The 1,482-nt window shown below is 51.1% G+C and carries 1 protein-coding gene; it reads left to right on the top strand.

Annotated elements, in window-relative coordinates; translation table 11 throughout:
* The first annotated feature begins 183 nt into the window (after positions 1–183).
* The gene (gene fni, locus NG833_RS22425) at positions 184–1,239 is read left to right on the top strand and encodes a type 2 isopentenyl-diphosphate Delta-isomerase (RefSeq protein WP_254567498.1); all 1,056 of its coding nucleotides are present in this window, start codon (positions 184–186) and stop codon (positions 1,237–1,239) included.
* The last annotated feature ends 243 nt before the right edge of the window (positions 1,240–1,482 follow it).

Genomic DNA, 1,482 nt, shown 5'->3' with positions numbered 1-1,482 from the left:
AGTCGTTACTACGAACAATTGGAACGACTGAAGTCGTTACTACGAACAATTGGAACGACTGAAGTCGTTACTACGAACAATTGGAACGACTGAAGTCGTTACTACGAACAATTGGAACGACTGAAGTCGTTACTACGAACTTTTCCCATCAACCCAGGACAAATGACAAATGACAAATGACAAATGACAAATTTAAACTCTGGGGAAGAAACCCAATCTCGGAAGGCGGAACATATTCGTGTTTGCCTGGAAGATGATGTGCAATTTCGGGTGAATGGGACGGGTTTGGACCGTTATCGGTTCACTCACTGTTGTTTGCCGGAACTGGATTGGCAGGATATTGATTTGAACACGCGGTTTCTGGGAAAATCCCTGGGTGCTCCCTTGTTGATTTCTTCGATGACGGGGGGGACTGAGGAGGCGAAGCGGATTAATTCTCGGTTGGCGGTGGTGGCGCAAGAGTTTCAGATAGCGATGGGGGTGGGTTCCCAGCGGGTGGCGGTGGAAAAACCGGAGGTGGGAGATACGTTTGCGGTGCGATCGCTGGCACCGAATATTCTGTTATTTGCCAATTTAGGGGCGGTACAGTTGAACTATGGTTATGGGGTGGATGAATGTCGCAAGGCCGTCGATTTGCTGGAAGCGGATGCGTTGATTCTGCACCTCAATCCGTTGCAAGAAGCGGTTCAATCCCGAGGAGATAAAAATTTCCGAGGATTGCTTGACAAAATTCATGAGTTATGCAATGTATTACCTGTGCCGGTGATTGCCAAAGAGGTAGGTAATGGCATTTCGGCGAAGATGGCCCAGAAATTGATTGAGGCGGGGGTGGGGGCAGTGGATGTGGCCGGTGCCGGGGGGACTTCTTGGGCGAAGGTGGAAGGAGAACGGGCGAAGGATTCCCGACAGCGCCGCTTAGGGGCAACGTTTGCGGAGTGGGGTTTACCCACCGCAGATTGTATCACCACGATTCGGGCGATCGCCCCGGAGATTCCCTTAATTGCCTCGGGGGGATTGCGAAATGGGTTGGATGTGGCGAAGGCGATCGCCCTGGGTGCGGACCTCGCCGGTTTAGCATGGCCCTTCCTGCAAGCAGCAGCAGAATCCGAGGCGGCGATTCAGACCCTGGTGGAACATTTACTCGCAGAAATTTCTACGGTTCTATTCTGTACCGGCAATGCCACCCTCACCCAACTCCGAGACTCGGACGCCCTTCAGGGTTTCCGAGGGCGTCCATAATCTTCAGGATTGAGACAATCTATCACATTAAATGTAGAGGCGATTCGGGAATCGCCTTCTTTCGCGGTTGTGCTCGGAAAATGCGTCAATCGTGATCTAGAGATTCTGGACTGGCGATTCTCGAATCGCCTCTACATTATTATTTTGCGGTTTGATGGACAGATGCCTTCTTGGAGGGTTCTGGACTGGCGATTCTCGAATCGCCTCTACATTATTATTTTGCGGTTTGATGGACAGATGCCT

Source organism: Oscillatoria sp. HE19RPO (assembly GCF_024220515.1).
Taxonomy (GTDB): Bacteria; Cyanobacteriota; Cyanobacteriia; order Cyanobacteriales; family Laspinemataceae; genus Laspinema.
The sequence above is the reverse complement of the archived record's forward strand: the minus strand, read 5'-3'. Positions and strand labels throughout refer to the sequence as shown.